General features: G+C 39.5%; 24 protein-coding genes and 1 other annotated feature. Of the genes, 7 read left to right on the forward strand and 17 right to left on the reverse strand.

The window, feature by feature from the left end:
• Positions 1-122 precede the first annotated feature (122 nt).
• Positions 123-1,475 carry a cation:dicarboxylate symporter family transporter gene (locus MMB68_RS00905; protein WP_269870277.1) on the forward strand — a complete coding sequence of 451 codons (1,353 nt, stop codon included), beginning with the start codon at positions 123-125 and terminating at the stop codon, positions 1,473-1,475.
• A 27-nt stretch (positions 1,476-1,502) separates the two neighbouring features.
• Here MMB68_RS00905 and MMB68_RS00910 read toward each other — a convergent pair whose 3' ends face one another.
• On the reverse strand, positions 1,503-1,898 hold the full coding sequence (locus MMB68_RS00910; protein ID WP_116372278.1) for a hypothetical protein: 396 nt from the start codon (positions 1,896-1,898) through the stop codon (positions 1,503-1,505).
• A gap of 70 nt (positions 1,899-1,968) precedes the next feature.
• The gene (locus tag MMB68_RS00915) at positions 1,969-2,940 is read right to left on the reverse strand and encodes an NAD(P)H-dependent flavin oxidoreductase (RefSeq protein WP_221783606.1); all 972 of its coding nucleotides are present in this window, start codon (positions 2,938-2,940) and stop codon (positions 1,969-1,971) included.
• Between the two features lie 172 nt (positions 2,941-3,112).
• Between MMB68_RS00915 and MMB68_RS00920 the strand changes: the two genes are divergently transcribed.
• Positions 3,113-5,155: a catalase gene (locus MMB68_RS00920; RefSeq protein ID WP_221783604.1), complete on the forward strand. Its 2,043-nt coding sequence runs from the start codon at positions 3,113-3,115 to the stop codon at positions 5,153-5,155.
• A gap of 42 nt (positions 5,156-5,197) precedes the next feature.
• Here MMB68_RS00920 and MMB68_RS00925 read toward each other — a convergent pair whose 3' ends face one another.
• Positions 5,198-5,695 carry a GNAT family N-acetyltransferase gene (locus MMB68_RS00925; protein WP_221783602.1) on the reverse strand — a complete coding sequence of 166 codons (498 nt, stop codon included), beginning with the start codon at positions 5,693-5,695 and terminating at the stop codon, positions 5,198-5,200.
• 200 nt (positions 5,696-5,895) lie between these two features.
• Here MMB68_RS00925 and MMB68_RS00930 point away from each other — a divergent pair, with 200 nt between their 5' ends.
• Positions 5,896-6,477 carry a YitT family protein gene (locus MMB68_RS00930; RefSeq protein WP_042992429.1) on the forward strand — a complete coding sequence of 194 codons (582 nt, stop codon included), beginning with the start codon at positions 5,896-5,898 and terminating at the stop codon, positions 6,475-6,477.
• 37 nt (positions 6,478-6,514) lie between these two features.
• Here MMB68_RS00930 and MMB68_RS00935 read toward each other — a convergent pair whose 3' ends face one another.
• From MMB68_RS00935 to MMB68_RS00965, 7 genes are all read right to left on the reverse strand, one after another.
• Positions 6,515-7,495 carry an LCP family protein gene (locus MMB68_RS00935; RefSeq protein ID WP_406626915.1) on the reverse strand — a complete coding sequence of 327 codons (981 nt, stop codon included), beginning with the start codon at positions 7,493-7,495 and terminating at the stop codon, positions 6,515-6,517.
• Between the two features lie 75 nt (positions 7,496-7,570).
• Complete coding sequence (gene ltaS, locus MMB68_RS00940; RefSeq protein WP_221783598.1) at positions 7,571-9,493, reverse strand: lipoteichoic acid synthase; 1,923 nt, start codon at positions 9,491-9,493, stop codon at positions 7,571-7,573.
• Between the two features lie 408 nt (positions 9,494-9,901).
• Positions 9,902-10,255: a cupin domain-containing protein gene (locus MMB68_RS00945; protein WP_221783596.1), complete on the reverse strand. Its 354-nt coding sequence runs from the start codon at positions 10,253-10,255 to the stop codon at positions 9,902-9,904.
• A gap of 52 nt (positions 10,256-10,307) precedes the next feature.
• Positions 10,308-11,207, reverse strand: coding sequence for a DMT family transporter (locus tag MMB68_RS00950; protein ID WP_221783595.1), 900 nt, complete (start codon positions 11,205-11,207; stop codon positions 10,308-10,310).
• Positions 11,208-11,358: 151 nt separating this feature from the next.
• Positions 11,359-12,486, reverse strand: a complete 1,128-nt coding sequence (locus MMB68_RS00955) for an NADH-dependent flavin oxidoreductase (RefSeq protein WP_221783593.1) — start codon at positions 12,484-12,486, stop codon at positions 11,359-11,361.
• A gap of 194 nt (positions 12,487-12,680) precedes the next feature.
• Positions 12,681-12,866 (reverse strand): Fur-regulated basic protein FbpA, encoded by a 186-nt coding sequence (locus MMB68_RS00960; protein WP_013058636.1) that lies wholly within the window; start codon positions 12,864-12,866, stop codon positions 12,681-12,683.
• Positions 12,867-12,974: 108 nt separating this feature from the next.
• Positions 12,975-13,868: a DUF4405 domain-containing protein gene (locus MMB68_RS00965; protein ID WP_260507768.1), complete on the reverse strand. Its 894-nt coding sequence runs from the start codon at positions 13,866-13,868 to the stop codon at positions 12,975-12,977.
• Positions 13,869-14,096: 228 nt separating this feature from the next.
• Positions 14,097-14,328: a binding site (T-box leader), on the forward strand.
• Between the two features lie 67 nt (positions 14,329-14,395).
• Here MMB68_RS00965 and MMB68_RS00970 point away from each other — a divergent pair.
• Entirely contained in the window at positions 14,396-15,766 is a 1,371-nt protein-coding gene (locus MMB68_RS00970) for an amino acid permease (protein ID WP_264408490.1), read from the forward strand.
• Positions 15,767-15,808: 42 nt separating this feature from the next.
• Here the strand turns inward: MMB68_RS00970 and MMB68_RS00975 are convergent, their stop codons facing one another.
• Entirely contained in the window at positions 15,809-17,035 is a 1,227-nt protein-coding gene (locus tag MMB68_RS00975) for a DUF819 family protein (RefSeq protein WP_264408491.1), read from the reverse strand.
• A 222-nt stretch (positions 17,036-17,257) separates the two neighbouring features.
• On the opposite strand from MMB68_RS00975, the gene MMB68_RS00980 reads away from it, so the two are divergent.
• Complete coding sequence (locus tag MMB68_RS00980) at positions 17,258-17,425, forward strand: hypothetical protein (RefSeq protein WP_221783585.1); 168 nt, start codon at positions 17,258-17,260, stop codon at positions 17,423-17,425.
• Between the two features lie 42 nt (positions 17,426-17,467).
• Here MMB68_RS00980 and MMB68_RS00985 read toward each other — a convergent pair whose 3' ends face one another.
• The 3 genes from MMB68_RS00985 to MMB68_RS00995 form a co-directional block, all read right to left on the reverse strand.
• Positions 17,468-18,034 (reverse strand): TetR/AcrR family transcriptional regulator, encoded by a 567-nt coding sequence (locus MMB68_RS00985; protein ID WP_075419365.1) that lies wholly within the window; start codon positions 18,032-18,034, stop codon positions 17,468-17,470.
• A gap of 121 nt (positions 18,035-18,155) precedes the next feature.
• On the reverse strand, positions 18,156-18,794 hold the full coding sequence (locus tag MMB68_RS00990; RefSeq protein ID WP_277447271.1) for a hypothetical protein: 639 nt from the start codon (positions 18,792-18,794) through the stop codon (positions 18,156-18,158).
• The gene (locus MMB68_RS00995) at positions 18,791-19,690 is read right to left on the reverse strand and encodes a LysR family transcriptional regulator (protein WP_277447270.1); all 900 of its coding nucleotides are present in this window, start codon (positions 19,688-19,690) and stop codon (positions 18,791-18,793) included. The genes MMB68_RS00990 and MMB68_RS00995 overlap by 4 nt, the downstream gene beginning before the upstream one ends.
• A 155-nt stretch (positions 19,691-19,845) precedes the next feature.
• On the opposite strand from MMB68_RS00995, the gene MMB68_RS01000 reads away from it, so the two are divergent.
• A complete protein-coding gene (locus MMB68_RS01000; protein ID WP_013058643.1) occupies positions 19,846-20,595 on the forward strand; it encodes a sulfite exporter TauE/SafE family protein in 750 nt (249 codons plus the stop codon).
• Positions 20,596-20,616: 21 nt separating this feature from the next.
• Here MMB68_RS01000 and MMB68_RS01005 read toward each other — a convergent pair whose 3' ends face one another.
• The 3 genes from MMB68_RS01005 to MMB68_RS01015 all read right to left on the reverse strand — a co-directional run bounded on the left by MMB68_RS01005 (position 20,617) and on the right by MMB68_RS01015 (position 22,861).
• On the reverse strand, positions 20,617-21,111 hold the full coding sequence (locus MMB68_RS01005) for a GNAT family N-acetyltransferase (RefSeq protein WP_221783578.1): 495 nt from the start codon (positions 21,109-21,111) through the stop codon (positions 20,617-20,619).
• 67 nt (positions 21,112-21,178) lie between these two features.
• Positions 21,179-21,820 (reverse strand): NAD(P)-dependent oxidoreductase, encoded by a 642-nt coding sequence (locus tag MMB68_RS01010; RefSeq protein WP_098792038.1) that lies wholly within the window; start codon positions 21,818-21,820, stop codon positions 21,179-21,181.
• Positions 21,821-22,198: 378 nt separating this feature from the next.
• Complete coding sequence (locus MMB68_RS01015) at positions 22,199-22,861, reverse strand: MgtC/SapB family protein (protein WP_277447269.1); 663 nt, start codon at positions 22,859-22,861, stop codon at positions 22,199-22,201.
• Between the two features lie 104 nt (positions 22,862-22,965).
• Here MMB68_RS01015 and MMB68_RS01020 point away from each other — a divergent pair, with 104 nt between their 5' ends.
• The gene (locus MMB68_RS01020) at positions 22,966-23,775 is read left to right on the forward strand and encodes a class I SAM-dependent methyltransferase (RefSeq protein WP_277548018.1); all 810 of its coding nucleotides are present in this window, start codon (positions 22,966-22,968) and stop codon (positions 23,773-23,775) included.
• Positions 23,776-23,793: the final 18 nt, after the last annotated feature.

Consider the following 23,793-nt stretch of genomic DNA (forward strand, 5'->3'; position numbering starts at 1 on the left):
ATATTTTTATTGAATTTTAGTCAAAGAGACCAATGACACCTTAAACAACCTTACGTTAAAATGTAAAAAAACATAACATCTATATGTAATATCCAAAAAATTGTACGACGAAGGGAGAACACATGACACAAACAGCGGCAAAAAGTAAGCAAAAACCTTTTTACAAAGGTCTTTTCTTTCAAATTATGATGGCAATTGTACTTGGCATAGCCGTAGGATATCTGTGGCCAAGCTTTGGAAATGCTGTGAAACCGATTGGAGACGGTTTTATTAAGCTTATCAAAATGCTGATTGCTCCTCTTATTTTTGGAGTAGTCGTTGTTGGAATTGCGAAGGTTGGAAACATTAAAACAGTTGGGCGTATCGGCGGAAAAACCATTCTTTATTTCGAAATTGTCACAACATTCGCTCTATTGATTGGTCTATTAGTAGCAAACGTAATGAATCCCGGCATCGGTATGAATGTTGACCCTTCAAGCTTAAGCACAAGCGAAGTGGACGCGAAGACTAACGGCTCCGAACTTCCGAGTGAAGGTGATTTTTTTCTTAATATGATTCCAGACAGTGCAGTTGGGGCTTTTTCAAGCAACTCCATGCTTCAAGTGCTTTTAATTTCTTGTTTGTTTGGCATCGCGCTTGTCCATATAGGCGGAAAAACAGCAGAGACCCTTTTAAATGTATTGGAAAAAGTAAATGATGTATTGTTTAAAATTATGGGATACATTATGAAATTAACAGCTCTTGCCACGTTTAGTGCCATGGCATTTGCAGTTAGTCAGTACGGTCTTGGAACACTTGCTGCATTCGGAAAGCTATTTATCGCTATGACAATTGCTTGTCTAGCATTTGTTCTTGTTTTAGCTGTTATTTTACGAATCTATTTAAAATTAAGTTTGTGGAAAGTCATTCTATATATACGAGAAGAAATTATGCTGGCATTTGCTACGGGTTCCACTGAAGCCGTTATGCCGCAGCTCATGGATAAATTCGAACAAGCAGGATGCAACAAAGCAGTCGTTGGCCTTGTTGTACCTACGGGCTATTCATTTAATCTAGACGGTGCTTCCATTTACTTGTCTCTTGCCCTCGTCTTTTTAGCACAAGCAACGGGCGTGGATTTGAGCCTCACTGATCAGCTTTTAATGCTTGGTGTCCTTCTTCTTACGTCTAAAGGAATGGCTGGTATTCCAGGATCAGCTTTTGTTGCTCTCTCTGCTACCGCAGCAGCAACCGGATCCATTCCGGTAGCTGCCGTTGCTCTGATGCTCGCTCCTGATCGCTTTATGGGTAATTACCGGACCACAGTTAATATTATTGGTTATGCGGTAGCTGCTTTTATTATCGCACGATGGGAAAATTTATTAGATCTACAAAAAGCAAATGATGTGCTGGACGGAAAAATTGCATATCAGCCCAAAAATGCTGAAATTTCTCTCCCAGAGAGTATTCCAGTAGCCAATGAAAAAGCATTTTAATAAAAAAATTTCCTGGCCGAGACAAGTCTATTTTGCTTGTTTTTCGGGCAGGAATTTAATTGTTACATGAAAGGCCTTTTGCTGAAACTTATTTTCTTCGAGTATTTTATATACCATTTGTTTAATCGTTTCTTGTGTTTTGGCATCAGCTGAAACGGAAGGCTCCATATACACATCCAGCTCTACTCTGTCTTTTGAGTAAAGGGAAGAATTCACGCCCCTTGATTCATAGCCCGATTCAGTTAAACCGCTGCTGATTTTATGCCAAATATCCAGTTTGTCCATTTGTTTAATAACAGGCTTTGCTTCTTCGTACACTTGTGCTTGCTGAGTCTTGAAAACTTCTTCTTTTTTAGTAAAAACTGCATACCCCGAACCTACTACTAAAAACGTCATAATAGCAAATGCTCGCATCCTTTTCATTCTCTCACCTCATTTAGAGATATAGATTATAAATATGCGAATAATTGCTGCGGTATGACGGCTTGTATCTCTACTTCTTTTCTACGATACTCAGCAGTCGTTTAGAACCGGCTTCTACTTCTTCTATCATACTGTCAAAAAGCTCTTGCACCGTTGGAATACTATCAATCAGTCCAACGACTTGACCTGCCCATCCATAGCCTTCATCGATTTTATTTTCATAAATATACCGGCAGTTTGCCCCTCCGCTAATGACGTCTTTTAACTCTTCGTACCTCTCTCCTTGGTGCTCACGTTCAATAATGTCAAGGGTGTAGTGTGACTTCAACACGCGTCCAGGTGCTCCGAACGAACGTTTAATAACCACAGTATCGGTTTCTTTTGCTTCTACAATAGCTTGTTTATACGCATCGTGAGCATCTACACATTCTTTTGTCGCGATAAAGCGTGTTCCCATTTCAATTCCTTCAGCGCCTAATGATAACGCTGCCAATAATCCTTGTCCGTTTCCAATCCCTCCGCTTGCAAGGACCGGAATTGACACAGCCGCAGCTACTCGAGGAATCAACACCATTGTGCCGAGATCCTCACGTCCGATATGTCCTCCTGCTTCTTGCCCCACTGCCATGACGGCATCTGCTCCCAGCTGCTCAGCTTTTTGAGCTTGACGCACGTTGGCTACCAGTACGAGTGTTTTAATTCCCGTTCCTTTTAATCTCTCAAAAATAGGTGCGGGATTTGCTCCTGTTATGGAAACAACCGGAACGCTTTCTTCTACTGCTACGTCGAGAAGTTCTTTATAAGAACCTTCTGTTTGACCTCCAACAGCAAAATTAACGCCAAAAGGACGCTCAGTTAAAGAACGTACTTTCTTAATTTCAGCTCGAAGTTTCTCAGGTGTTCGGAGCGTCATAGCTGTAATTTGTCCAAGCCCGCCTGCATTTGAGACAGCAGCGGCAAGTTCTGCGTACGCTAAATACGCAAGACCTCCTTGTACAATTGGATATTGAATTTCTAATAAATCTGTTACCCGTGTTTTCATCTATGTATCCCCTCTCCTTTTATTTTTGTATTTATGAATACTTATTCATAATCATAACAAGAAAATAACGGATTTCCTACGAAAAAATTCCAACATTTCTGTTTGCTTCAACTTTTGATAGGGTACACATTTTGTAATGATTATTAACTGAAGATCAAGGAGGAAGACATGTATGACAAAAAAGCACCCTGTAAATGAAAAAAGCAAGCAAGAACAGCTCGAGCAGTTTAAAACAGATGATCGAAACCAAGCGCTCACAACTAATCAAGGGTTAAAGCTTTCCGAAGATGAATTTTCTTTAAAAGCGGGTGAACGTGGTCCAACCCTTATGGAAGACTTTCATTTCCGTGAAAAAATGACGCATTTTGACCACGAGCGCATTCCTGAACGCATCGTTCATGCACGAGGCTTCGCTGCTCACGGAGAATTTGAACTGTATGACTCTCTCAGTGAATATACAAAAGCTAAATTTTTACAGAATCCGTCTGTAAAAACACCTGTATTTGTCCGTTTTTCTACTGTAGCAGGTTCTAAAGGTTCAGCTGAAACGGTGCGCGACGCCCGTGGTTTTGCAACAAAATTTTATACAGAAGAAGGAAACTATGACTTAGTTGGAAATAACATTCCCGTGTTCTTTATCCAAGATGCGATTAAATTCCCAGATTTAATTCACGCTGTTAAGCCTGAGCCACACAACGAAATGCCGCAGGCGGCTTCAGCACATGATACGTTTTGGGATTTTGTCGCCAATAATCAAGAGTCTGCTCACATGGTCATGTGGTCAATGTCAGACCGTGCAATTCCACGCAGTTTGCGTATGATGGAGGGCTTCGGCGTACATACTTTTCGCTTAGTTAATGCAGAAGGAAAAGCTCATTTTGTCAAATTCCACTGGAAGCCTGTGCTCGGAACCCATTCCCTTGTTTGGGACGAGGCTCAAACCATTTCTGGGAAAGACCCGGATTTTCATCGCCGCGATTTATGGGAATCGATTGAAAACGGAGACTATCCTGAATATGAGCTAGGCATTCAAATCATAAATGAGGAAGATGAATTTAAATTCGACTTTGACATTCTCGATCCAACTAAGCTTTGGCCTGAAGAAGACATTCCCGTCAAACTAGTTGGAAAAATGACCTTAAATCGAAATGTGGACAACGTATTTGCCGAAACGGAACAAGTCGCATTCCATCCAGGGCATGTGGTACCGGGAATTGATTTTTCCAATGACCCTCTCTTACAAGGAAGGTTGTTTTCATACACAGATACCCAGCTTATTCGTCTTGGCGGTCCTAATTTTCATGAACTTCCAATCAATCGTCCAGTATGCCCGTTTCATAACAATCAACGAGACGGTTACGGACGTCAAACAATTAACAAAGGGCCTGTCAGCTATCACAGAAACTCTCTTGCAGCCAATACGCCGGCTCCTGTCCCAGAGTCAGAGGGCGGTTATGCTCACTATCAAGAAAAAGTGGAAGGAAGAAAAGTTCGAAGTCGAAGCGAAAGTTTTAAAGACCACTTTTCACAGGCAACGCTATTTTGGAATAGCATGAGCGACCCTGAAAAAGAGCATATTATCAATGCTTTCAGCTTTGAGCTTGGAAAAGTGAAAAGCAAGTCTGTTCAGCAGCAGGTCGTTGATATGTTTGCCAACGTCAGTACAGTGCTAGCTAAACAAGTAGCACAAGCGATTGGTGCCACGCCTCCATCAGGAGAAGACGCGCCAGTGACCAAGTCATCTCCGGCTCTTAGTCAGGAACAGACGATTAAAAAGCCGAATACGCGTAAAGTAGCTGTCATTGTAGCTGATGACTTTAGCAGTGACCTACCACAGGTGTTAAACAGTTTAAAACAACAGGGCATTCAGCCTGAAATTGTAAGCACAACCCTCCAAAACGTAAAAGGAACAGACGGGTCAGAGCTTGAAGTACAGCACACCTTCTTAACAAGTGATTCTGTTTTATTCGATGCGGTTTATGTTGTCGGAAGTTCGTCAGCTGATGAAAAGTTCCGTAAAGAAGCACTGACGTTTGCTCAAGAAGCATTCGAGCATTTTAAACCGATTGGCACGACAGATGAAGGTGTTAAGTGGCTAAAAGCTGCTGGCTTAGACAGCAGTCCCGGTGTCGTAACTGGAGAAACTACACGCTTTACAGATGAATTTATTGAAGCTATTTCAGCTCACCGCCACTGGAATCGTCACGTTATATAAATACAAAGCCTTTGAAATCATTGATTTCAAAGGCTTTTTTTATTAAACTGATTTTCTAAATGCCATAACGTGCAAATCTTTTACCGGATAAAAATCGTTATCAGGAAAGCGGACGTAACCTCTTTTAGTGTACAGTTTAATGGCATGTTCCATTGAATGATCTGTATGTAAACCTAAATAAGAACACCCTAGCTCCCGAGATTTTTTTTCACACGCTTCAAGGAGCGCATTAGCAACTCCTTTTCGGCGATGCGACGGAGCAACTGCCAGCAGACGAATTTCAGCCCATGGAAATGGCTTTAACAATCCTCCGTATACATCCGTATTCGGCGGATAAAACAAAACGCTCCCTGCCATTTCTCCATCGATTTCAGCTACAATGCACTCAAATTTCTTTTCTTCACTCAGGGTATGTAAAATTCCCTTTCGATATCTTTTCCAGTGTGCTTCTGATTTTACAGCTGCATATTGCTCATAAGCAGCAAGCGTCACTGCTTCAATAGATGGTCTTTCTTCTTCTCTAGCTTTTCGAACGATCAATTTCTTCTCCTCCATTTACCTTCTTCGTTTGTTCTTATTGTCTATGGTGAAGCACGTTTATGCAACACATTTGCATCTCAAAACAGCTTCCTTTGCATATATTTAATCCGTTCATTATGGTTTCTGAAGCAGTCTTTGTGCTGAAACTCTGCTTGTCTTCATATACATGTAAAGAGATTCATAGACAAGGATGAGACAGCATGTACAAAAAATTGATTGCCATAGGAATTGGCAGTGTATTTATTAGTATTGGAATTAATGTTTTTATTCTTCCGCTTCAGCTTGTAACAGGAGGCATTACGGGAATTAGCTTAATCCTTAATTATTTACTTGGCTATAAAGTAGGCGTTATGATTTTTTGCTTAAACTTTCCCATTTACCTTCTGGCACTAGGTTTTAACCGCTCTTATTTTCTAAATGCTATCTATGGCATGGTTCTCTCAGCCGTGATGATTGATTTGCTGTTTCCGCTTCACGGGATTTTTCACCTTCCCATTATCTTAAGCGCTTGCCTTGGAGGTGTTTTTAACGGAATCGGAACCGGCATCATGCTCCGGCAGCACGCAAGTCAAGGCGGGGTCGACTTATTTTCTCTGATACTTGCGAAATGGTTATCTTTAAACCCCGGCATCATTATTTTAGTGATTGACGCATCTATTATTATTTCAGGTATTTTACTGCTTCAAAACGATACAGCTATTTATTCATTATTCATTGTTGTATGCTCCGGTATAGTGACCAGTTTAATTACTTCATTCAAACGCATCATCGTCTATGTATAAGGAAAAAGCCTCAAGACATGCGTCTCGAGGCTTTTCTTTATTTGTCATTTAAGAATTCTTGCAGCGCTTCTTTATTTTTATCTAAATCAATATCAAGCACCATACCAACACCGCTATACGTTTTGTTTTCAAACGATCCGTCTAACGGCAGTCGCAGGCTTTGAACATCTTTCATGTTTCCTGTTATCACATCTTTAGCCAGAAGCATCATGCTTTTTGTATCTAAATTTGTATCGATGTAAGGATCCATTACGCCGAGAAGCTTCGGTATTTTAAACACGCTGTTTAGGCTTGCTACTTCATCTTTAAGCTTCAAAACGACTTCTTGCTGGCGCTGAACGCGTCCAAAATCACTCATGTTATCATGGCGAAAACGCACGTAGCCAAGCAGTTGTTCACCGTGTAAAACTTGAGTACCTTTGTGAAGCGTCATACCAATTCCAGAAGACATGTCGTGAGGCACGGTTACTTCAATGCCATCAGGTGCAATCGTATCTACAATTTTTGAAAATCCTTCGAAGTCCACAACTGCATAATAGTTAATATCGATATCAAAATTTTGTTTGATCGTTTTACGCAGCAGCTCAGGACCTCCGAACGCGTAAGCAGCATTCAGCTTTTGCTTGCCGTGTCCTGGAATATCCACGTACATATCCCTCATAAGCGAAACAATTTTCGGGTGTTTGCTTTTAGAATCGTAGTGAGCAATTAAAATAGAGTCTGTACGAGAATGCTTTTCCCCGCGCGAGTCACTTCCTAACAGCAGCATATTTACTTCTCCGTTATTTGGGAGACTGCCTTGAAACTGTTCAAATGTCGTGCCGTCATCCGCAAATTTACCATCGCTTGCCATCGATAGCCCTTGCTTATATTGGAAATAGCTGTATATGCCTCCAACGATAATAAAAAGAAACAACAAAGCAAAGAACACTCTGCCCCATCGAACTCTTCTTCTTCTTTTGCGTCTTGTTCGCTCCACGTTTCTGTCACCAGCTTTCTTTTTCAATGAAGTTCTCATAAAACAAGCAAGTAGCTAAGCTTTTAAAAAGCTCCTCTACTTGCTTGTTTGGATTGTATGGTGTGAAAGCTTACATTACTTTTCTGTTTCCTGGTCTTTTCCATACATGTATTTTGATGGATCGACCGGTTTAAAGTCATCTAATTTATTAAATCGTAATAAATCACCGTATAACACTTTATCAGAAAGTTCTAGCTCTCTTCCAACTTTCTTTTTATAAGCTTTCGCTTCGTCTGTTGCTGTGATTCTTTCTCCCGTGTTTGTATCGTAATACTTGCCGTCAATTGACGTGTATTTCGGAGAAACATAATCACCGTTTCTAAATGCTACTACCTGATCATGGTCTTTTGATAATAAATCTGTACCGAACTGAACATACTCTTTACTATCAATTCCCACTAAGTGGAGAAGCGTAGGTACTACGTCAATTTCACCGCCGTACGTATGGTTCACTCCACCTTTTACACCTGGTACGTGAAGGAAGAACGGTACGCGTTGAAGCTGAGCATTTTTATATGGCGTAATTTTCTCGCCAAGAACTTTTTCCATTGCTTTGTTATGATTTTCAGAAATACCGTAGTGGTCACCGTAAATCATAATAACTGAGTTGTCATATAAGCCTGAAGCTTTTAGCTCCGTAAAGAATTCTTGCAGTGATTCATCCAAATAACGAGCCGTTTGGAAATAACGGTCTACCGTTCCATCTCCTGTGTTTGCCGGCTCAATGCTAGCATCGCCTTTATCAAGGACAAATGGGAAATGGTTTGTTAATGTAATCATATGTGCATAGAACGGCTGCTTCAATGACTGTAGCATTGGCATAGATTCTTTGAAGAATGGCTTATCTTTTAATCCATAGTTTACTTTGTTATCACCAGTCATATTGTAATAACTTGCGTCAAAGAATTTATCCACACCGAACTGTTTATAAATTTCATTACGGTTCCAGAACGTTTTATAGTCTCCGTGTAAAACGGCACTTGTATAGCCGCCCTCTTGATCTAAGATCGCTGGTGCTGCTTGGTACGTGTTGCGGCCTTTTAAGCTAAATGCTGATCCTTGAGGCAAGCCGTATAATGACGTATCCATCATAAGCTCTGCATCAGCTGTTTTACCTTGTCCTGTTTGATGGAAGAAGTTATCAAAATACATAAATTCATTTCCATTTGCTAATGAATTTAAAAACGGCGTTACTTCTTGCCCGTTTAACTTATAGTTAATTAGGAATGACTGAAATGATTCTAGATGAATTTTAATAATGTTTTTCCCTTTTGCTTTACCGGCATACTCAATATTTGGAGCTGCATAGTGACTTGTACTGAAGTTTTTCACTGTTGTTAAGTCATCACTGCTTGCGAATGCTCGCTGCTTTGAGTTTTTAAACGTTTGAACTGCATCATACACCGTGTAGTTGTATGCTCCTAAATATTTCACTAGGTAGTTGCGATCAAATGTTCTTGTTAATAATTCAGGGCGATCTTTTTCAGCATAGTGCAAGTTAATTGCAAAAGCGATAGCTCCTGCCGCTAGTACCATGAACGTATAGCGGAATTTAAGACGTGCTTTTGGCCATTCGATTTTTCTAACAAACAATAGCGCAATCAGTAAAATGATATCTACAAAGTAAAAAATATCGTGAGTTTTTACTAAATCAGCGATACTGCCTCCTAAATGACCCACATTGCTTGTTTGCGTTAAAGTAGGCAATGTCACAAAGTCATTGAAGAATCGATAATATAAAATATTGCTGTACAAAATGACCGTCATGATTGTACTAAGGATAAGCGTCCAAACGATGGCTCTTTTTCCCTTTGCAAACAATGCTAACCCTAAAAAGATCAAAGTTGAACTAATTGGATTAATAAACAATAACGTTTTTTGCATTGAGTCACTTATATCTAAGTTGAACTCCACTTTGTAAGACATGTAAGACTTGATCCACATGAATAAAACCGCTATAAAAAAGTAAAACAACGGCTTTGAAAATAGTTTTTTCATTTTCAAATTCCTTTCACTAAAAAGTAGAGATTTCATGTTCAGCTAACCTCAGGAAAATCCCCTACATTAAATCGTAACGGTTACGTCCTGCAAAAGATTACCTGAAAATGATTCAATTTGTCAAACAATATCATCTTCATCTCTTTTTTTAGTCATCTACAAAATTTACATTTTAACTTGTAATCTCTTATTTTTTTATCGTGATGTTAATATTACACAATTGTTAATTTGTAAATTTTGTTCTCCCTATATTGCATACATATTAATTTACCACATTTCTGCTCTGCAATAAAAGTATTTTTATATTTATTACGCATAATATTTCACTTACTTAATGAAAAGGTACTATTGTACTGGAAGGTATTCTTCGCTTACTGTTAGGACTAGTAAAAATAGACTTATCTATGCTTAGTCTTCCTCTTCACAAACAGCTACGCGGTCTCCTTGTGCAAAGGGCTGTGAAATAACAAGAAACTCAATCTCTTCGCTCGAACGATTCATCATTTGATGAGGAATGGACGGAAGCACTTCTATTCCTTGATGTGCTTTTACATCATAAATAATTCCGTCTACTTCTAGAGCAGCTGTTCCTTTTAATACAAAGAAAAATTGCTGTGCTCTCGTGTGATAATGCCTTACCTCTTTCGTATGAGGGGGCATGCGCTCATGAATAATACTTACGCCTTTATTTTTCACTAGGTGCCACCCATCGCATTTTCCTCCCCACACGTAGTGTTCTGCGTTTTGCTTACTGACTTTCATGACTAGCTCCCCTTTTTCTAATAAATGAGCACCTGCAGATGAAATAGAAATTCTATGTGATCTTTTTAATCTTGCTATTGGAAATATTTTTTTTAGATGAAGGTTTTGGCTTCAAAGTAAAAAGCATTCCTAAAAAGATCAAAACAATGCCTGCCAGCTGAAAAAGCGTCGGGCGAAATCCCGTGAATGCTGTATCTAGTAAAATAGCAACGGCTGGATCTAAAAACACTAAAACCGAAATCACCTGAGTTTTTAAATAGCGCAGGCTGTCGAAAAACAAATAATACACTAAACCAGTATGTACAAAGCCCGTTACTAAAATAGCTGTCCAATTGGCCGTTGTTAAGAAATAAAAATCACTAAAATGAACAAATGGCAATAATAGAAAAATTCCTACAAAAGTCTGAAGAAATGTAACAGCGTAAGCACTCGTATGAATAATTCCTTTGCCAAGCAGCGTTGTGCATGCATAAAACAAAGCGGCTAAAAGCGCCCACAGTATTCCTGACGACATAAAGCCATCAATCGTAAGTTCCTTCACCCCAATAACCAGAAGTGTTCCCACAAAACAAATGAAAATAGACATAACGCCCAGAACCGTTAATTTCTCCTTAAAGATAAAGCTCCCCAGAAGCAATACTAAAACGGGCGCAAGATGATAAATAGAAATAGCTACCGTAACGGACATCATTTCAAATGCTTTAAATAGAAATACCCAGTTAAACACAAGAAATATTCCGCACAGTAAAATCTGCTTTATTTCTTTGGCATTCCATTTCTCCCTTTTATATTCACCCGTTACAAACCAGCACATTCCGAGAAAAAGCGTTGCACAAATACAGCGAACAAACACTAAATCAAAAGAAGGCAGTCCAGTTTGTGTGGAGAAAAAGCCAATTGAACCAAAAATGCTCATTGAAACCATCATTTTCACCATTGGGCCTGCTTTCATTTTTCCACCTCACTTTCAGAAAACTATTATTATTCAAACACAAAGAAGTCTATTTATAAATTAATGGTTCATAAGCGCTGTTCCATGAAAAAGCAAAAAGCGCAAAGACACGGGGTCAGTCCCATCGTCTTTGCGCTTTTCTGTCTTTCTTTTAATCTTCAACCGGGAACCAGCCTGGTGTGTTAATAACGGCTTGCCACAGCGGGTCAGGAATCACAAGCTTTTCCTGATCTTTTTTGCTTAATGTTGTCACAATTTCATTTTCGCGGCCTTCTTTGACTTTTTGAACCCAGTCTGGATCCATAATTAATTCACGGCCAATCGCGAGCAGTGGAATACCCGTTTCAAGAGCTGCTGCTGCTTCGTCTGCTGTATGAATAGAACCTACGCCCATCACAGGCACGCGACTTCCTACTCGCTCTTGAATAATTTCAATACGTGAGCGAGTATCTTCTACGCCTCGGCGCGGTTTTGACCAGAATTCCATTAGGGATACGTGAAGGTAATCAAGGTCTGTTTCTGCTAGTGCATCAACTAACTTCAACGTATCAGCCATTGTAATTCCTGGCGTTTCAGGCTCTTCTGGCGAGAAGCGATAGCCTACTAAAAATGGCTCTTTTGCATGTTTGGAAACGGCTTGCTTTACTTCGTCTACGATTGCCAGCGGGAATGTTAAACGTTTTTCTACGCTGCCACCCCATTTATCTTCGCGGCGATTAGAATGCGGAGAAAAGAACTGCTGAATTAAATAGTTATTTGCTCCGTGGATTTCAACTCCGTCAAATCCTGCTTCAATAGCACGGCGCGTCATCTCACCAAAATCATGAATAATGCCTTCGATTTCTTCATTTGTTAACTCTCGAGGCACCGGTGCTCCTTCTTGTTCTGCAGCAACAGCACTTGCGCTAACAACCTCTCCATTTGGAACAAGCTCAGGCGGACACATGCGGCCTCCGTGGAAAATTTGAAGAACTGCTTTTGCTCCTTGATCTTTAATTGCTGTTGCTAAGCGGCGCAGGCTAGGAATCATTTCATCGCTGTCTGCAGCAAACTCTCCGTGAAATCCTTTGCCGTTCGGCGTTCCGTATGTACATGCTGTAATGACCATGCTAACACCTTTTGAACGTCGTACATAGTAGTCTACTTCTGCATTTGATACTGTTCCATCTTCATTTGATGAAAAATTTGTCATAGGCGCAAGAATAACGCGGTTATCTAATTTGATGCCATTTGAAAAAGTAAATGGCTGTAAAAGCGGCTCATACTTTTTATTTGTCATTTTATTTCCCTCCAAAAATGATACGGTCAAAAATAGTGGCACATTATAGGTAGCAACTATTTCCCTTCCTATAACATGTGTCATTTAAAACTGTAACTTTAAAATATACTGTGATTTTAATCTGTACAGTTTTGCCTGTCAAAGAATAAGACTTTCTCATATAAAAAAGCACTCATATACTGAGTGCTTTTTTATCATTGCGAAAGAGGTTCCTGATTATACATGAATGCTTTCACTTTAACATATTGAGCTTCTAACTCTTGAAGTGTCAGTTCGTATAGATGCCGATTTCCTTTTTTATAAATACCAAAATTCAATAGCGCATTAATAAACCAATTTTTCTTATGTTCCGTTTCAGGCTGTGTGTGTTGTTTCACGATTTCCACCACCTAAGTTTATCTCATATTAATTTTGCAAAGCATTCGCTTTTACATAAATGATTTTACTTCTGTACGATGAAAAAACAGTGAAATAGATAGCTTTTTTATTTAAATTTCCGCAGCCGGACCCGACATTTTTTTGCGTCTTTTTACTCCTGTTAATATTTTTTCAATATAATAAATAACGATAATAAAAACCGACATAATAGCAAAATAAGTACCGATTACAACAAAAGGATTTGGACTTTCAAAACCGCCTTCTTTTCCTTTCATCCCTCTTTCCAAACCTTCGCCATCGTGATCAAAGTTCGGACGTTCGTGACCAGCAGATGCCGTCGCAGGAGATTTGTTCTCGCTAAATGAATGGCGATCAAAATCCGGCTTCCCACCGTCTTTTTGCGGCATATCTGAGGAACTTAAATTCAACACTCTCGCTACTCCTCCAAGTTTTCCAAGAAAGTCTGTCTCATTTATTTCGTATATGCCAACGACTAACAGTGCAACGGTTGCGAGCTTAGCTGCTATGCCTAAGCTTTTCTTTGACTTTTTGAATTTCGTCATATTTTTACATACATTTATAACCCATTGCCAATGAAGACCTATGTGAGCGGCTACTAAAATTAACACTAAGAATGATACCGAAATATGCGAAACCTTAAACCACTGTTCGTTCCCAACATTAATATTTGGAAATACTACTCTTGAAATAAAAATACCGCTAATCATAATAAATGACATCGTAATCAACAGCATGATATTTAAAAAATAACCGAACTTTGTTCTGCGCGGAAGCTTGCGGTCAAATAATTTAACCGTAACTTTCTTTACCCACTGCCAGTTTAGCAGCACGTGGGTAAAAAACGCGACGGCAATCGCTAGCCCCGCAATTTCATGAAACGTTAACCCTCCCAATACTTGTTTGTTAAAAAATAAAACAAACGTAACGGCCATTAAAAGATCCAGTCCAAACCGGACGTACATCATCTTTTTCACTCTATTCATTCTCCTCAGCTATGTATTTGTCAAAACAACCTCTTTTTCATATTTCTTAATGTAATCAGAGTTGGTGAAAATTAGGTGAAACGACTGATTTTTTTACCAAAATAACCAGTCCTGAGTTCTATAAAAAACAAAGTTCCATCATTTTATTTTTTAGAAAATAGCTGTTGACAAAAAAAAAAGAAGCACGTATAGTAATGGTTATTCATCAAGAGTTTTCAGATTTTAATCAAAAACACAGCGATTGGGAGTAGTAGAAGCTTATTATTCGGTCAAGAGAGCTACGGGTTGGTGTAACGTAGTCCAATAATACTTTGAACTCGCCCAGGAGTGGTAATTCAGAAAGAATGCAGAAGTATTCTCTAAGTTTTAACGTCTAACCTTCGTTATCAGGTTTTAAGCAGGGTTCTTTAAGAGCCAACAAGAGTGGTACCGCGGTTAGCTAAAGCTTATCGTCTCTTCTCTCATTTGATAATGAGGTAGGAGACGATAAGCTTTTTTTATTTTATAAAAAAGTGGAGGGAAAAGTCATGAAGAAGGACAACCAAGGTTTGCAGCGAACAATGACTTCACGTCACATTATGATGATGGCGCTAGGTGGAGCAATTGGCGCTGGTTTATTTAAAGGAAGCAGCTCAGCTATTGATATGGCAGGACCATCAGTTATCATTGCTTATTTAATTGGCGGAATTATTTTACTATTCATTATGCAAGGTCTTGCTGAAATGGCGGTTCGAAACAGTGACGCACGAACGTTTCGTGATTTAGTTCAGTCGATTTTAGGAAGCTACCCCGCTTATTTTTTAGACTGGATTTACTGGAAAATGTGGGTGTTAAACATTGCAGCTGAAGCCGTTGTAGCAGCTATTTTTATTCAGTACTGGCTTCCTGATTATCCAATTTGGATGCTTGCTTTAGGCGTATCCGTTATTGTCACAGTTATTAACTTGCTTTCGGTTAAAGCATTTGCTGAAACAGAATACTGGTTAGCATTAATTAAAATTACGGTCATTGTGATCTTTATCATTGCTGGACTTCTGTTACTATTTGTATCATTTGGTCACCATACCGCAGCGGGTTTTTCAAACTTGAGCGATCACGGCGGTTTCTTCCCTAAAGGACCAACTGGGTTAATTACGGCGATGTTAGTGGTCATCTACTCTTACGGTGGAACTGAAATCATCGGAGTGACGCTAGCTGAAACAAAAAATCCTGAGAAAGTAGTACCAAAAGCCGTGCGCAGCACATTAACGCGCATCATTGCTTTTTATCTGTTCCCGTTTTTTATCATCGTGAGCTTAATTCCTTGGAATGAAGTAAACGGCGTTTCTCAAAGCCCTTTTGTGATAGTATTTAAAATGATTGGAATTCCCGGAGCAGATCATATTATGAATGCCGTTATCTTGTTAGCCGTTATTTCTTCAATGAACTCAGGACTTTACGGCTCATCACGTATTTTATATACGCAAGCAGTAGACGGTCGAGTGCCAAAGATATTTTCGAAACTTTCTGTTAACAAAGTTCCTGTCTATGCAATCTTAATGTGTACATCATCCCTTTATATGGGCGTGTTGATTTCCTTATTTGCAGGAAGTAAAACATTTGATTATTTGATGGGATCCTTAGGATATACCGTGTTGTTTATTTGGTTGATTATTGCGATCGCACACTTAAAGTCCCGCAAAGTTCAGCCAGAAGCATCGAGCAGCTACTCTGTTAAATGGTTTCCTTATACGACGTGGGCTGCCCTAATTGCACTAAGCGCTATTTTAATTGGTGTTATCTGCACAACCTCCGTTGTTATTACGACTATTACACTAGCTATCTATTTATTTATTACAGCTACGTATATCTTTAAAGGCCGCTTTTATCGATCATCAGCGGTCAAGCACGCTAAATAAAAAAACGCCTCCTTTGAGTCATCAGAGGAGGCGTTTTTTTATTTAAAATGTTAAGTACCAATAGCCAAGTGCAAAACCGATATAGTTACCAATAATATAGCCAAGCGTTCCTACTACCAAGATAGGACCAACCAAACTTCCCCATCCTTTAGCAATCGCCATTGCACTTGCTGTCGTAGGTCCCCCTACCGTTGCATTGCTCGCCAGTAAAATATGTTCTAAATCAATTTTAAATACTTTTCCTAAAAGCAGCCCCATTATTAAATTACTTAGTCCCACAATGAGCACAAACAGAATCAAAAGAGGTGCTTTTTCAACAATTAACGGAATGGACGCCGGCACTCCAATGACAACAAAGAAAATATAAATGAAGTACGTGCCGATTTCTTGGCTTCCGCTAATGTTTTTAAAATAAGAAGGAAACAGATAAATGACAAGAAACGTAAGTGTGGAAAGCAATAAGTATTTTTCGCTCAAAATAGTATGTAATAATGTTTGAACTACCGAAACATTTGGACCGGTTGGAATGATTGTTCCAAACCATTCGGCTAATTTAAACGATGCAACCACTAGAAAAAATGATGTACCAATTGAAGCCGCCACGTCTTTTAACGAAATTTCTTTTTTTGCCCAATATTTTTCTGCAAGCGTATGACGATCATTTTCTCCATATTGCCCAGCCTCTACTTCTTGAATATGAGGCGTCTTAAAATGTTTTCTAAAAAACTTCATAGAAGGAACAAACATATACACGGCAAACAGCAAAGCCATGACCATATTATCAGCAACCACCGTCGCGGAAACCATTTGACTTGATGGTTCAAATTTAGCCGTAACGGTAGCAAAGTTAACCCCTCCGCCTACATAAGAAGCGCCGATAGCAGCTGCAATTTTTGCTAGTTCAGGAATATAATCTTTTAATAACAAGAAGCCTGCCGTGCTCCCTATAACCGTTCCTACTGCACAGATTAAGAAAATAAAAAGCAGCTTCCGGCTTTCTTGAAATAATTCTTTCATATTGACTTGAAATAACAATAATGGAATGGCAAGCGGTACTAGATACGCCCAAACCGCATCATAAACCGGAGACTCTGTTGGAATGATTTTTAAATTTGATAGGATAAGCGCTCCTGCTAGCGCAATAATAGCTCCTGACAGAAAAGAAGCCCACTTATACTTTTGTTCGAGAAAAATACTAACAGAAGCCCAAATCGCTAGAATTCCCCATAGTGCCCACGTATCATCAGCTTGAATAATAGTAAAAATCACAAGCTACTCCTTTCTTTCTCTTTTTAAGAAATAGAATTTTCAGAAAATATACTTTAAATTTTATCAATATATGCCAAATTCAGTCAATCTATAAAAAAGAGTCGGGGACAAAGTAGTCTAGTTAAAGTGAAACACGAACTATCTATCACAAAGGATGAATAGTTCGTGTTTTTTTATGATTATGGTGAACGTAGGTTTTATGTAGGTAGCTACTTCTAGCTGTTGATTGGAGGACAAGGCGAAGACTCCTGCGGGAAAAACGGCACAGATGAGATGCCGCAAGAGCACAAGCGACGAGGAGGCTCAGCGGCCTCCCGCGGAAAGCGAAGCCTTGCACGGAAATCAACAGCAGTGTCACAAGCAGTCCAGCTCATGTATCCCGATTGTTAGTCTTTAGATTAGATTCATTTTGTGATGTCCCAGCCTCACTTTTTATTTACGAACAAGAACTGGAATCTGCTGCTGAATCTGCTGCAAAGGAGCGCTTGTTTTCTCTGTTAACGAACGCAAGATTCCTCCTTCGATCATACAGTTAATCACAACTGCAAGCTCTCCTGCCTGCTTCTCTTGAAATCCGCTCTCTATCATTTTTTCTCTAAAAAGTTTTTCCCAATCTTGAAACGCTGCGTAGCAGACTTCGCGCAGCGGTTCATTAATAAGGGCCGTTTCTCCAGCCAGCAGTCCAACAGGCATACCAGCAATACTTTCTTCGTGTTCAAACTGCTTGGACAATTCTTCAATAAAATACTGAATAGCCTGCGCTGCGTCAGAAGATTTATTTAGACTTTCTTTAATTTGAACTTGTACGTATTTATTCGTATATTGAACAGCGTGAATCGCCAGTTCTTCTTTCCCTTTTGGAAAATAATAATAAAGAGACCCTTTTGGCGACCCACTCTCTTTAATAATTTGATTTAATCCTGTTGCATGATAGCCTTGCAGCTGAAAAAGCCGCGATGCTGTTTCTAAAATCTTATCGCGTGCATTTGCTTTCTTCACAAAACGATGCCTCCCCTATATAATAAGTGGTTTCTATAACACTACTTATCATATAAGGAAATGAAATTTTTGTCAAAATAAAGTGAATATTTTACCATTTATTTTTTCTTTTTTTCATTTCTTATGACCTAATAATTGTTTTTCTTACTTCTTCCGCTAACGGTTGAAGAGGCGTAATAATACGGTCGCTTACCTCCGCCGCCGCTTCTACCATTGAGAGCTGCGCCACTGAAACAACAGTGTTATGCTCTTTTATTAGCTCATGTAAGACATGTTTTACCTTCTGTTTATACTTCTTTAGGTTTCCAGTCATTACTAGTTCAAAAGCACCTTCTATTACAACAGGACGAACCTTTATCTTTACATTTTGATAAAATGCAAATTTGTCTAGGCGCTTCATTGTTCCTTCTACGGTCTCCGGATTTGTAAACACGATAAGCTGCGGTTCTTCTATTTCACATATTCGGCGAAAATAAGGCTCATCGATTTTAATAATTGGAATATCGCTTGTAAATGCTTCTGGTAAAAGAGCAATGTAATTCGTACACGTAAGTAAAATGGCATCCGCTGAACATTCTTCCATCCACTTTAACTGCTTTTCTACTTTTGCAGCTGCTGCCTCCGCTGCAAACTTAGGGTCGGTTGTTACCCGATGTACAAGGCCGGGGTCTACGAAATGCATACAGTTCGCAAACGGCAGCGCTTTTTCTATATAAGAGATGTTCGAATGATGAGCGTGCAGGCAAGCAATTTTCTTCATCGTTTTCCTCCTGTATGATGGTCTTTAAAATACTGAATTAAAAATTCCTGGAACTTTTTCGCAACAGGAGTTAAATATTTATCCTTGTTCCACGCAATCCCAATTACCCTTGAAGCTGTGTCTTCTTTGAGTTTTATTTTTTTTATACCTCGCAAGTCTACTCCCTTTATTTCAGGAAGCAAGGCGACCCCTAAATGTGCTGCTACAAAGCCAATCACCGTTAAAAATTCTTCTCCTTCAAACGTAATATTTGGGACCATTTCGGCTTCTTCAAACAGCTGATCAAAAATTGTTCGGCTTCCATATCCTTTTTTTAACGCGATAAACGATTCATGAGCCAACTCTGAAATCGAAAGCACTTGCCTTGAGGCAAAAGAATGCGTATCAGGGACATACGCGTACAGCTCGTCCTTCCATAAATATTCCCACTGAATTCCTGCCCTAGATTCCGTTACGGAAGACATACAAAAATCAATTTCCCCCGTTTGAAGCTGATCGAGCATGATGTTCGTGGCGTTCTCAAAAATTTGAAATTGAACGTTCGGATACTCTTGTAAAAAAGCATGAACTAGTTTTGGGACCGACGAAGCGCCTAATGATTTTAAAAAAGCAAACGAAATACTGCCGCGATGAGGGTGGATTAAATCTGAAAGCTCACGTTTAGCTTCTTCCATTTCGTTTAATACTTTAGCCGTTCGTTCGTAAAAAAGCCGTCCGTATCGATTTAAAATAACTTGCCTTCCTTTTCGTTCAAATAGCGGCACGCCAAGCTCTGATTCTAATTTAGAAATTGAGCGGCTGAGCGTAGGCTGTGCGATTGATAATTTTTCTGCGGCCTTTGTGAAATGTTCCGTTTGAGCTACAACATTAAAATATTCGAGCTGCTGCCATTCCATTTTTTCACATCCTTTACTTATTACATAATACTATTAATTTCATATAAATTATACATTGGACGTCATAAAAAATTCATGTTTAAATGAAGAACGTAGCACTTGCTAAAAATGTTATGTGTCTGCATAGAATAAGTGTTGAAAGAAGGAATTAGTTTATGGATGTTTCAATTGTTTTAACAATGTTAGCCGTCGGACTGATCTTAGGATTTGTCGGAGCAGGCGGATCAGGTTTTATTATTTCAATTTTAACGCTGCTGTACGGCGTATCTGTACACGTTGCACTCGCAACAGCTCTTACCGCAATGATTTTCTCTTCTTTATCTGGCGCAGTCAGTCATTACCGCGAAGGTAACGTATCTTTAAAATCCGGTATCTCTGTTGGTATCCTCGGCGCATTAGGCGCTTGGATTGGGTCTAACCTTTCATCCTTTATCCCAGAAGGCGAGCTAAAATGGCTAACAGCCGGTATGCTTTTATTATCTGGTGTTCTACTTTGGCTGCGAATGTTTTTATTTTCCCGTCAGCAAAAAGAACGTACGATTCCAACAGGAGCTAAATTTGTCGTCTACTCTTTACTAATTGGCTTAATTACCGGCGCTCTGTCCGGAATGTTTGGAATTGGATCAACTCCATTTATCCAGCTTGGCCTTATGATGGTGTTAGGCTTGTCTATTCGTCAGTCGGCCGGAACGACAATGCTCGTTATTATTCCGATTGCCATCGGCGGAGGAATGGGCTATTATCAGCAGGGCTTTTTAGATATTCCACTGTTGATCCAAGTAGTAGTCGGCACAATGGTCGGTTCATATATTGGAGCAAAATTTACAAATCGTGTACCTGCTCCCGTATTAAAAACGTCCCTTGTAGCGCTGCCTATTTTCTCTAGCTTCCTACTTGTTATATAAGAAAAAAGCTTGAACTCTTGTTCAAGCTTTTTTTATGTCCATCTGATAAACAAACTGCTTTCCTTGGCTTCCAACAATATGCCGGTTTGTATCCACAAAGCCGCTTCGTTTATACAGGTGCTGCGCCGCCGTGTTTTTATGGTTCACCCCTAGCACCACTTCATTTTTAGTCGGAAAGTGCTTTTTGATAAAAGAAGGAAGAAGCTTTAATGACTTTTTCCCAATCCCATTTCCTTGATAATCAGGATGAATGGAATACGATCGTATTAAAAGTGCGCCGGATCTTTTAATATATTCTTTAACGGCTTCCCCTGCGTCGAGCACGAAAAAGCCGGCTAGTTTGTTTTCTGCCAAAATCAAAACAGGCGTTCTGTCTCTTTCCTGCTCACACTTAGCTAAGGCTTCAGCGGGAAGTGCCGTATAAATGAGCTGTTCTTCAGGCAGCGTATAGCTATGTATAGATGACTCGTAGGCTTCACTATAAAATGTTAGTGCTACGTTTATTGTATTATCCATTCTATACCTTACTCCTTTTTCCATAGTATAACATGCACAAAAAAAGCCGCATAAAGCGACTTTTCCTTTATCTAGCGTCGGATACAACGGTAAAGCGTTCGTTTACATGCTCTCCTCGCTCAATCTCATCAATAACAGCAATGGCATAATCAGCATAGCTGACATGGCTGTTTCCTTCTGAGTTTAAAATAACATGATCTTTCCCAGTTTTATAAGCATCCGTTCGTTTTCCTGAAGGATTAAAAAATGCTGCTGGGCTAATAAACGTCCAATTAATATCGCTTGTACTTTCTAAATCTTTTAAATTTTGAGCTTGATTGTCAGCTGTCGCTTTGTACTCTTTTGGAAAATCAGGCGTATCCGCTAGACGCGTCGTTTTCTCCTCATCAACAAACAAACTGCCTGCTCCTCCTACAACAAGAAGACGAACGTCCGGAGCTTGTTTAAATACATGAATTAACGACTGCCCCGCTTCTACATGCAGATGTTCTTTTCCTTCAGGAGCTCCAAACGCATTCACTACTGCATCCAAGCCTTCGATATCTTTTGCCGTGATATCAAAAATGTCTTTTTCCAGTGTACGAACATCTCGTTCATCTACTTTGCTCGCATCACGTACGATTGCCGTTACATCATGCCCGCGATTTAAAGCTTCTTTCACGATAAAACTTCCTGCTTTTCCTGTAGCACCTACGACTCCAATTTTCATTTTAAAACCTCCAGTAAAATTCTCTATATTTAGGTAATAGCCTTTTTTTGCTGTGATAAAACACTGCGAAACGGTTTAAGCAAGATAGAGAGAACAAATTGGATAAATAAGTTAGTATGGATTACTTTTAACACCGCGGTTGATTTCCGTGCAAGGCTTCGCTTTCCGCGGGCGGCCGCTGAGCCTCCTCGTCGCTTACGCTCCTGCGGGGTCTCACCTGTTCCGCTTTTCCCGCAGGAGTCTTCGCCTTACCCTCCAATCAACCGCTAGAAGCACCTACATACACGAAATCTACGTCCTCCATTCATCGTTCGGCCCTGCTCTTCCTTCAACTAAAATACGTTTCTTCCAGTTTCTTTTGAAAAAATAAATAAGTGCTTATTCAATTTCAATAAATAACACGTGAGCCATAGAGTGAATCGATTTAATCAATTCTACTTTATTCCCTTTCTTTTTTGCTTTTCCTTTTATTTCAACAAAATAAAGCAGTTCACCTTGATGATGATCCTGGTGAATTTCATAGGATGAAATCATAATACTTTCCCTTTCAATCTTATCAAGGAGCTCATAAATATCCTCTTGATTCGCTGCACGAAACTTAATTAAAATGGAATGAGTAGAAAGAGATGTAAACATTACGTTCAATATTTCTAAGCCAATCAGCACCAATATAGTTGCGCTAATGCCGACTGTATACATACCCGCCCCAATGGTTAAACCAATTCCCGACGTTGCCCATACGCCTGCGGCTGTTGTGAGCCCTCTAATATGCTGCTTTTGAATAATAATCATACCTGCTCCTAAAAAACCAATACCGCTTACTACTTGTGCGGCAACCCGGCTCGGATCAAGAGCCATATGATCTTGATGAAGCACATCTGAAAAGCCATATTTCGAAATTAACATAATCAGCGTGCTACCGACAGCAACTAAAAAATGAGTGCGAAAGCCCGCTTCTTTTGCTCTAAATTCTCTTTCTAATCCAACCAAAGCTCCTAGCAGACCTGATAGCGCGAGACGACTAATAAAAGCTGCAGTCACTTTTTTTCCTCCTTTCTCTTCAATTTTTCATAAATACACCTATTAACTATTTCTATTTTTGTTATAATTTACTATAACTTTTTTTGAATAGGAGGCTCTTTAAAATGGATAAAGTCATCGATTATTACAGCAGATTTGATGAATGGGGACGGTTAGAACGAGAACCTATTGAGTTTCAAGTAAACTGGCATTTTATAAAAAAACACCTTCCTCCTAGCGGTCATATTTTAGATAACGGTGCCGGACCGGGAAGATATGCCTTGAAACTAGCAGAAAACGGCTATGAAGTAACTTTGACTGATTTGACGCCCCAGTTAGTTGAAAAAGCCAAAGAAAAAGCTTTAGAACAGCAAGTATTTAATGTATTTCGTAATTTTTATGTGGCAGATGCACGAAACCTTCGCTATTGTTCAGATGAACAATTTCATGCGGCATTAATGCTTGGACCAATGTATCATTTACAGAAGAAGCAAGATCGTATTCAAGCCGTTCGAGAGCTGTATCGGGTAACAAAGCCAGGCGGAACTGTTTTTATTTCATTTATGCCGCGTGTTCAGCACGTGATTTCTTCTTTAACATCACCGGAACGTTTAAAACCAAACAACACGGCAGAAGCGCTTCATGATTTTTATGAATCAGGCTGCTTTGATCATGCAGAAGAAGGCCGATTTACTCACGCTTATTACACTAAAATTGAGGATATTATTCCTTTTTTAGCGAACCATGGATTCCAATGTGTTGAGCTAATTGCCTCTAACGTTGCTTCGTCAGTTAATTCAAAGGAATGGAAGTACTGGCAGGAAACTTCTTCTGAAGAAATGAACAGCATCGTTCAGCTCCTTATTCAACAAGCATCGAACCCTTATCACCTTGGCCTGTCTTCTCACTTACTTTACATCGGGCGAAAAAATTAATAATCACCTCTATTTATC

Source organism: Priestia sp. Y58 (assembly GCF_029522095.1).
Classification (GTDB): Bacteria; Bacillota; Bacilli; order Bacillales; family Bacillaceae_H; genus Priestia; species Priestia megaterium_E.